We start from the raw sequence: 9,229 nt of genomic DNA, 5'->3' as shown, positions 1-9,229 counted from the left end.
GAACGTGGAGATGACCCGTATCGGCATAGGAACCATAGTTACCTTATCGGATGGAATGCCTGATGGATGGCTTTCGCCGCCTTGGCAACGTCGGCAAAAAAGGCATTGCGTTCTTCGTCGCTCAGGTCCGTCATTTCACTGACATGGTCTTTATAGGCGACGATGCAGCGGCCGGGATGACTCTGTTCTTTGAACAGGACCAGCATACTGACCGATAAGTCGCAGATGTAAATGCCGAATTTAGCAAGCGGTTCGCCTTTTACGCAGTAACCGCAGTTCTTATCTTTCATGACAAAGCCTCCTTATTCAATCGTGCCGTGTTCCCATTTACCATGGTTCAGATCATCGGCAATCTTCTTGAATTTGTCGTCTGTCAAGCCATAGAAGAAGTAGAGGATGATAGCAGCAATGCCGAGGGCAACGCCCGGATACAAGGTCATAGCTGCTTTAATCCCCATCAATGTCATTTCACTCTGAACGGCATTGGCGACGTAACCTGTCAGTACCAGGATGCCCGAACTTACGACAGCGGCCAGGGCCTGGGCAATTTTACGGGAGAAGTTGAAAGCCGCATAGGTAATCCCTTCTTTGCGGATGCCGTTGTGCCATTCGCTGTAGTCGATGACGTCGGAAACGAAAGCCCAGGTAACGCCGTTCGGAATAGCCAGGGCTACGTAACCGATGGTGACCAATACGATAAAGGTGTAAATATTAGTCGGGATGACGAAGTTCAAGAGGTCAGCCGCACAGCCGATAAGCAAGCCGCCGATGGCCGTCTTTTTCTTGCCGAACATCTTGACCAGTTTCGGGATGAGCAGGATACCTACGACGGAGCAGCCCATCATGATGCCGTTTACAATCGGCTGCAAGCCCATATGGCCTAAGTTATACTGGCAGAAGAAAATCATCATCTGGTTATTCGTGTTCATAGCCGAGATGGTAAACAAAGTCATCAAAATAATGCATAAAAGCGGTTTGTTAGTAAACACGAGTTTAATATAATCCGAGAATTTTGCTTTCTGTTCATTCTGGGTATTGCGCTTGACCGGAACGTGTTCATGGCAGTTGAAATAGCAGATGGCAAAACCGATGACGCCGATGATAGACATGACGATAGACGCAGCAAAGAAGCCTTCATGGGGCGAAGCGAACATGAGGACGACCGGTACGAAGGCCATGCCGGTAATGAGCTGGGCCCCGATAGAACCGGCCTGGCGGGTCGTCGCCATCTGACTTCGTTCTTCGACATCGCGGGTCATGACACTGGCCAGGGAAGAATAAGGGATGTTAGTAAACGAGTAAACAAGGCCCCAGGCCATGTAAGCACCATAGGCAAAGAGTATCTTGCCCGTCGGCGATACATCGGGCATGGTAAAAGTAATGACCGTCAAAATAGCCAGGATGACAGCCGAAGCCATCATAACCGGGCGGAACTTGCCGCGCGGGCCGATATTCTTGCGGCCGTCGATGACGGAACCGGCGATAGGATCCATGAAAGCATCGAAGATTTTCGTAAAGGCGAAGATACCTGCAACGGCAGCTGCCGGAATGGTGCAGACATCAATCCAATATTTCGTCAAATAGGCCTGGCCTAAGTCGAACATGAAACCGTTCCCAAAGTCACCGAAACCGTAACAGATTTTTTCACGCCACGATAATTTAACATGGCCTTCTTTAGAAGCTGCCGGCGTAACGGTCTCCGTCTTGTTCGGCAACGCCTCTGCTTGTGTGCTCATAGCACTCCCTCCTTATAAAGTAACTCCGTTTTTGAATATAGCCAGTTCGTGCTTGTCCAAGGCTTCCGATTTCGCATGGACACGACCTGACGCTACGTCAAGAATATACTGGAAAAGGCGGTCTGCTGCGGCTTCCCGCGATTCCCCTTCAGCAATGGTCCCGGCATTGAAATCGATCCAGTTCCGTTTGAAACCGGCCAGGTGACTATTGCTGGAAATCTTAATCGTCGGTACGGGGCAGGCAAACGGCGTACCCCGGCCCGTTGTAAACAGTACCATATGGGCTCCGGCAGCGGCCAGCGCATTGGAGGCTACTAAATCATTGCCTGGAGCCTCCAACAAGTTTAGGCCTTTTTTTCGTCGCCCTGTCTCCATAGGCCAGGACATCTTCGACGAGAGCCCGGCCGCCCTTCTGGACACAACCCAGGGACTTATCTTCCAGCGTCGTGATGCCGCCGGCCTTGTTGCCTGGCGATGGATTTTCATTGATTTTTTCGCTGTAACTCATGAAATATTCTTTGAAGTGGTTGATGAGGTCGACGGTCTTGTCGAAGACTTCCCGATTGCGAGCCCGGTTCATGAGCAGCGTTTCGGCGCCGAACATTTCCGGCACTTCAGTCAGAATCGACGTACCGCCGGCTGCGATGAGGCGGTTGGAAATCTCCCCGACCAGGGGATTGGCTGTAATGCCCGAAAAACCATCGGAGCCGCCGCATTTCAAACCGATAGTCAGCAGCGATGCATCGCAGGGCTGGCGATGGAACTGAGCCGCGTAATGGCAGAGGTCTTTGACGATAGCCGTGCCGGCTTCAATTTCATCTTCCACGTCCTGGCAGACCAGGAATTTGACGCGGTCCGGATCATAGTCGCCGATGACTTCTTTCATCAGGCTGACCTGATTGTTTTCACAGCCCAGGCTCAGGACCAGGACGGCACCGGCGTTGGGATTGTGAATCAGCCCACTTAGTATCTTTTGTGTATGGACCTGGTCATCGCCTAACTGCGAGCAGCCGTGGGGATGACTATAGGCATAGATACCATCGATATTTTCCGTCTTATAAGCCTGGGCTGCCGTTTCAATGGCTCTGGCAATATTGTTGACACAGCCGACGGTCGGGATGATCCATACTTCATTTCGGATGCCGGCACTGCCATCACTCCGTTTATAGCCCTGGAATTCGTATTTTTTTTCACTTTTCCAGGGAGAACGATCAGCTTTTTCCGGTTCATAGGTATAGTGAAGTAAATCACCGAGTTTACTTTGGACGTTCTGCGTATGGACCCAGGCACCGACGGGGATATCCGTTTTAGCCGTCCCGATGGGAAAGCCGTATTTGATGACGTCTTCGCCTTTGGCAATCGGCTGCAGGGCCACTTTATGCCCTGCCGGGATGTCCTGGCAGACCGTGAAAGTCTTACCGCCAGCCGTGACGACGCTGCCTTTGGCAACAGCATCGACAGCTACGGCGACATTATCATGAGAGTTGATTTGGAATACGTTCATCGTTTACTCCTTTGTCAATTCGGCAATGTGAGCTTTGACACCGATTTCAGCCATGCGGTCCAGATGAGCCGTAACGGCATCGGCAAAGCCGTCGATAGCCGACAGGTCTTCGCCCCACCAATCACTGCGTGCCATGATGGCCTTGACGTAATCAGCCGTCGTTTTACCGGTCTGTTCTTTGACAAAGGCCAGTTTATCTTCATCATCGTGGATTTCATAAGTATTGCCCGGCCGTGAACCGATAAGACAATGTTCACCAGCCTCCGTCGTCCGATAGAAAGCCAGGAAAGCGGCAAAGGAATAGGTCAGCCATTTCGGAAGTTTCCCCGTCGCTGCCAGACTGTCTTTAAAGGTCGGCAGGATGCGGGCTTTCCACTTGGAAATGGAATTCAGGGAAATCGAGAGCAATGCGTGTTTGACAAAAGGATTTTCAAAGCGTTCATAAACAGCCTTGGCAAAGGCAACGGCCTTTTCTTCCGGCAAATGGACGGTCGGAACGATTTCATCGAAGACGGTCTGGTCCAGGGACTTGCGGATGACTGGGTCTTCCATGCACTGGCCGACATAATCGAGACCGGCCAGATAAGCACCGAGGACCATAGACGTATGAGCCCCGTTGAGGATGCGCACTTTTTGTTCTTTAAAGGCCTGGATATGGTCCGTGAATTCAACATGGAATTTACTTGAGTTTAACGGCAGCCGCGAAGCCAGCGCCGGGTCGCCGATAACCCATAAGGAGAAAGGTTCGGCCTGGTCGAGCAGGCTGTCTTCATAGCCCAGTTCGTCCTGCAGAGCCGCGATGGAATCAGCCGGATAGCCGACGACGATGCGGTCGACCAAGGTATCCGTGAACTGGCAGTGCTGGTCGAGCCAGGAATGGAAAGACGCTTCCAGTTTCCACAGGGATACATATTTGTTTACGCAGTCCCGAAGGAGTTTACCGTTGTTGTCATTCAATTCCGTCGGCAGCATGGTCAGGCCTTTATCGGCAGCGCCTTTATAAAAGGTATAGCGTTCATAGAGGAACTTGGTCAATTTTGCCGGGAAAGTCGACGGCGGGCAATCTGTAAAAGCATCCTTTTCATCAAAGGTGATACCGGCTTCCGTCGTATTCGATACGACGAATTCCAGCGAATCTTCATGAGCCAGGGCCATGAACGCATCATATTCATCGCGGGCGCTGAGCACGGTCTGGACGGAAGTAATGACCCGGTTTTCTTTATAGACTTTGCCATCCTGCTGGCCGCGCAGGCAGACCGTGTAAACATCATCCTGTTTAGCAAAGCGGTCCGTCTTGCCCGACCGGGGCATGATGACAGCGACGCTGCCATCAAAACCATTTTCTTCATTAGCTACATCGACGGCGTAATCGACGAAGGCCCGCAGGAAATTGCCTTCTCCGAACTGTAAGATACGGACGGGATGTTTGGCTTTTGTATAAAGTTCACTGACGTTTTTCATCGTTTACCCTCCGTTTACATTTGGAACTGGAAGTAGTTGGCTACGTTGTTATAGCAGATATCTTCAACGAGCTGACGGAGTGCGTCTTCATCGTTCGGATATTCGCCGTTTTCGACGAGATTGCCGATCCAGTTGCAGAGGATTCGGCGATAATATTCATGACGGGCATAGGATAAGAAGGACCGGGAGTCGGTCAGCATCCCCAGGATGTTGCCAAAGACGGACAAGTTAGCAATACTCGTCATCTGGTCGATCATGCCCTGTTTCGTATCATTGAACCACCAGGCAGCGCCCTGCTGAATCTTGCCGCGGGCTTCAGGACCCTGGAAAGCGCCGATAATGGTGCCAATCATGGCGTTATCGTTCGGCGTCCCGGAGTAGAGAATCGTCTTCGGCAGGATATGGCGTTCATTGAGATGATCCAGGAAGGCGATGAGGCCTTTGCAGCAATTCCCTTCGGCAACACTGTCAAAACCCGTATCCGGTCCTAACTTGCGGTACATTTCCGAATTGAGATCGCGCAGGGTAGCGAAGTGGAGCTGCATGACCCAGCCGCGTTTGTAATATTCACCAGCCAGGTAGGTGAGGACAGCCGTCTTATAGGCTTCCGTTTCTTCTTTACTGATGCTTTCGCCTTTCAAGGCTTTGGCAATGATAGCATCGACAGTCGCTTCATCGGCTTCGCGGCAGAAAACATATTCCAGTGCATGGTCTGTAGCGCGGCAGCCCATTTCTTCAAAGAAGGCGATGCGCTTGTTCATGGCTTTGCGGATATCGGCAAAAGTCTTGATTTCAACGCCGGCAGCCTGACCGAGGCGGGCCATGTAATCGGCATAACCGGCTTTGTCGACGTTCATCAGCTTGTCCGGACGCATAGCCGGATATACCTTGGCACTGCATGTCTTTTCTTCTTTCAGCTTCTGATGCCATTTCAAATCATCGGCCGGGTCATCAGTCGTGCAGATGACTTTAACATTTGACTGTTCGATCAAGCCCTGGACGCCCATGCCTTTTTCCTGCAACTTGGCATTGCAGCGATTAAAGATGTCTTCGGCATTCTTTTCCGTCAGCGGTTCGGTAATGCCAAAATAGCGCTGCAGTTCCAAATGACTCCAATGATACAGCGGATTGCCAATAGCTCGTGAAAGAGCTTTCGCATATTCGACGAATTTTTCCAAATCTGTCGATTCTGTCCCGGTAACCTTTTCTTCCGGTGTCCCATTGGAACGAATGAGGCGCCATTTATAGTGGTCACCACCGAGCCATACTTCGGTAATGCTGCGGAAATGGTGATCTTCTGCGATTTCCTGCGGAGAAATATGGCAGTGGTAATCAATGATCGGCATATGTTCTGCATAATCGTGGAATAAATGCTTGGCCGTAGCCGTATCCAATAAAAAGTCTTTGTCCATGAATTGTTTCATTATGTCCGTCTCCTCCCAATATAAGGCCGCTAATTTTATCGGTCATGTTGTAATTTTAATTGTAAGCTCTTACATTTATCTTCACCGAAAGAATACCATGTCATTACCTAAGTGTCAACGCAATATGATTTTTCCGTATTGATTTTGAAAAATTAATCATTTTCCATGCTTTTAACTCATAAATATGAAATGAAATCTCGTTTTATTATTCCTTTTGTGACTAGATTTTCCCGTTTTCCTATTCTGTATGGTTAAGCGCTTACATTTCAAATTTCTGAAAACTCGTCTTTTCCCCCAAAAAAGTATGCTATAATGTAAGCAATTCAGATTTTTTACACAAAGAGGAACGATTGCCATGAACATCACCATTTACGACATCGCCCAGAAATGCAATGTATCGATTGCCACCGTCTCCCGCGTCCTCAACGGCAGCACACGGGTCAGTGAAAAGACACGGGCGAAAGTCCTTCAAGTTATGAAAGAAATGGGCTATAAACCCAATCCCTTTGCCCGGGGCTTAGGCCTCGATTCCATGAAAATCGTCGGCGTCATCTGTACGGATGTGGCCGATATATTCTATGCCCATGCCGTATCCCTGCTGGAAGATGGCCTGCGGAAGCACCATTTCGACGTCATGCTCTCCAATACAGGCAGCGATACAGGCCATAACGGCAAATATATTTCTGCCATGGCCGATAAACACGTCGACGCCATCATCACCATCGGCACACCTTTTTCCTCTGAATCCGATGTCCGCCAGCTCTGTGAAACAGCTCGGCAAATCCCGGTCATCACCATCAACAGCGATTACCATCAGCCTAATATGTACAGCGTCGTCTGCAATGAAAAGGAAGGCATGAAAATGGTCGTCGCCGCCTTGGCTGCCAAGAACTGTCAGGATATCCTCTACATTTACGATTCCCTCACCTACAGCGGCCGCCATAAGCTCGACGGTTTCCGCCAGGGAATCCGGGAATGGAGATTAACGGAAAAGCCAGAACTCATCCAGCAAATTCCCCGGACCCTGGAAGATACAGAAGCGCTCATTGACCGCTTGGCCAAAGCGGCTATTCCCTTTGACGCCATCGTCACGTCAGAAGACATCTTTGCCGTTGCGGCCCAGCGTGCCGCCTTGCGCCATGGAAAAAACATTCCCGTCATCGGCTGCAATAACTCCATCCTGGCCCAATGTGCCACGCCGACCATTACCAGCCTGGACAACAAACTGACCAGCCTGTGCAATGCTGCCGTCCACATCGTCACCGAGCTGACTGGAAAAGAAGCCGATTCCGTCCCGGTCCGCACCGAATTCAGTGCCGACCTCGTAGAACGGGAAAGTTTCAAGAGGTGAAAAAAGAGGCTGTCGCATGTGCGACAGCCTCTTTTCGAGTTTTAAGTTTGTAGTTTTTAGTTTTCAACAAATGGTAAAAAATTTAAAGTCATCTTCTGCAAACTACAAACTCTGAACTACAAACTATCTTTACCTTTACCGGAAATACTCTGAATATTCTTTTTTCAGCACTTCTACATCACCCATGACCTTGTCAATGTGTTCGGTCATGATGCGCTTTGCCAACTCTGTATTACCGGCAAAGATAGCGCCGACTATGCTTTTGTGCTGCTCGTAGAGAAGATGCATCTGCTCAGCGGCATCGCTGACGTTGAGGACGCGGGCCCGGGCATAATCCAGGTTCGATTCTTGGACAATCTGCCAGATATGCGGTTTCCCACAGCCTTCATAAAGTAGAGAGTGCAGGGTATTATCACTCTTGAAAAATTTTTCTGCATCTTTTGAGATGATGAATTTGCCCTGCTCAAAAATACAGAATTCTAATTTCGTCCGCCACGGATCCGGAAAATCCTGGCAAGCCAATTCTACGATAGCCCGTTCCAAGGTGACCCGGAAAAAGCGGAACTCTGCCAGCTGTTCCGTGTGAATCTTAGATACGAAGGTCCCGCGCTGCGGTAAAATTTCGAGCAGCCCCTTTTGCGACAGGCGGATGAAGGCTTCCCGCACCGGTGTCCGGCTGACATGCAAGATTCCCGACAGTTCCTGTTCAGACATGGCCGTACCTGGCGGCAGCTTCAAAGACATAATGTTTTCATACAACACGCGATAGGCGTATTCCCGCACCGTTTCATTCGGCGCTTTTTCAAATAATTCCAAATTCTCCATAACAACTCCATCATTCTGAAAATCAATGCCTGCTTTTCTCAATTTCATCTTATCACAAAACGGGCACAAATTGTATATTTCCAGAAGAAAAAAAGAACCCTTTCCGGCATCGGTAAATTAATTTATTTTGATTTACATGCTTTTAAACGGCTTAATTACCGTATTTTTCTTTTATAACATCACGTCATTTAAACAGATTGTGTGAACGTGTAAATTCTCTAAAAGGTATTGACCTTAAAAAAACATATTTATTTCATTAATGAAACTACGCACTACAAATTATAAAGAAACGGGACTGGTGCATGATGACATAGGCCTTCATGCGCCAGTCCCGTTTTTAAAGCAACCTCTCAGACCGCCTTCGGCGGCCAGCTCTCCTATGAGGAGAGCCTTTCATCAAACGTCAAACATCATACATCAAATTTTTACTTCCGGGCAGCCTGGACGGCAGCGATGAATTTTTTGGCCGTAGCCGTGATTTCATCGGCCGTCTTGCCGCCGCCTGTGAGGGCACCGCCGGCACCGACGGCGACGCAGCCGGCTTTGATCCAGTCACCGGCGTTTTCTACATTGACGCCGCCTGTCGGCATGAGCGGAGCCTGCGGCAGGGGACCATGGATGGCCTTGATGGCTTTCATGCCCAGGATTTCCCCAGGGAAGATCTTGACGACGTCAGCGCCGTATTCCAGGGCCGTAATGACGCCGTTGAGGGTCGTCGTCCCCGGCATGACGGCCACGCGATAGCGGTTGCAGAGCTTGATTGTTTCTACATCCAGGGCCGGCGATACGATGAACTGGGCGCCGTCGAGGATGGCGATGCGGGCCGTAATGGCATCGAGGACCGTACCGGCGCCGATGAGGACGTCGGGATTATCGGCATACTTCTTGGAAAGGGCTTCGATAACTTCATGAGCCCGCGCCGTCGTRG

General features: G+C 50.0%; 9 protein-coding genes. 1 reads left to right on the top strand and 8 read right to left on the bottom strand.

What is annotated here, in order from left to right; genetic code table 11:
* Positions 1 to 38: 38 nt before the first annotated feature.
* The 6 genes from NM10_RS11910 to uxaC are packed head-to-tail and all read right to left on the bottom strand — an operon-like array spanning position 39 to position 6,125.
* Positions 39 to 290 carry an HIT family protein gene (locus tag NM10_RS11910; RefSeq protein WP_020311790.1) on the bottom strand — a complete coding sequence of 84 codons (252 nt, stop codon included), beginning with the start codon at positions 288 to 290 and terminating at the stop codon, positions 39 to 41.
* A gap of 12 nt (positions 291 to 302) precedes the next feature.
* Complete coding sequence (locus NM10_RS11905) at positions 303 to 1,736, bottom strand: glycoside-pentoside-hexuronide (GPH):cation symporter (protein ID WP_020311789.1); 1,434 nt, start codon at positions 1,734 to 1,736, stop codon at positions 303 to 305.
* Positions 1,737 to 1,748: 12 nt separating this feature from the next.
* Positions 1,749 to 2,078 (bottom strand): UxaA family hydrolase, encoded by a 330-nt coding sequence (locus tag NM10_RS15075; protein WP_256378998.1) that lies wholly within the window; start codon positions 2,076 to 2,078, stop codon positions 1,749 to 1,751.
* On the bottom strand, positions 2,056 to 3,240 hold the full coding sequence (locus NM10_RS11900) for a UxaA family hydrolase (protein WP_256378997.1): 1,185 nt from the start codon (positions 3,238 to 3,240) through the stop codon (positions 2,056 to 2,058). Before NM10_RS11900 ends, NM10_RS15075 begins: the two co-directional genes overlap by 23 nt.
* A 3-nt stretch (positions 3,241 to 3,243) precedes the next feature.
* Positions 3,244 to 4,701: a tagaturonate reductase gene (locus tag NM10_RS11895; protein WP_020311788.1), complete on the bottom strand. Its 1,458-nt coding sequence runs from the start codon at positions 4,699 to 4,701 to the stop codon at positions 3,244 to 3,246.
* Positions 4,702 to 4,715: 14 nt separating this feature from the next.
* Positions 4,716 to 6,125 (bottom strand): glucuronate isomerase, encoded by a 1,410-nt coding sequence (gene uxaC / locus NM10_RS11890; RefSeq protein WP_020311787.1) that lies wholly within the window; start codon positions 6,123 to 6,125, stop codon positions 4,716 to 4,718.
* Positions 6,126 to 6,480: 355 nt separating this feature from the next.
* Here uxaC and NM10_RS11885 point away from each other — a divergent pair, with 355 nt between their 5' ends.
* Positions 6,481 to 7,476: a LacI family DNA-binding transcriptional regulator gene (locus NM10_RS11885; protein WP_020311786.1), complete on the top strand. Its 996-nt coding sequence runs from the start codon at positions 6,481 to 6,483 to the stop codon at positions 7,474 to 7,476.
* 135 nt (positions 7,477 to 7,611) lie between these two features.
* On the opposite strand, the gene NM10_RS11880 is transcribed toward NM10_RS11885, so the two are convergent.
* Together NM10_RS11880 and NM10_RS11875 are read right to left on the bottom strand one after the other, a co-directional pair.
* Positions 7,612 to 8,301, bottom strand: coding sequence for a GntR family transcriptional regulator (locus NM10_RS11880; protein WP_020311785.1), 690 nt, complete (start codon positions 8,299 to 8,301; stop codon positions 7,612 to 7,614).
* Between the two features lie 425 nt (positions 8,302 to 8,726).
* The coding region (locus NM10_RS11875) for a 4-hydroxy-2-oxovalerate aldolase (protein WP_020311784.1) at positions 8,727 to 9,229 on the bottom strand (503 nt) is incomplete at its 5' end.

Origin of the sequence: Megasphaera sp. NM10, from assembly GCF_000417505.1 — a bacterium.
GTDB classification, from domain to species: Bacteria; Bacillota; Negativicutes; order Veillonellales; family Megasphaeraceae; genus Megasphaera; species Megasphaera intestinihominis.
This window is presented reverse-complemented; position numbering and strand designations above follow the sequence as displayed.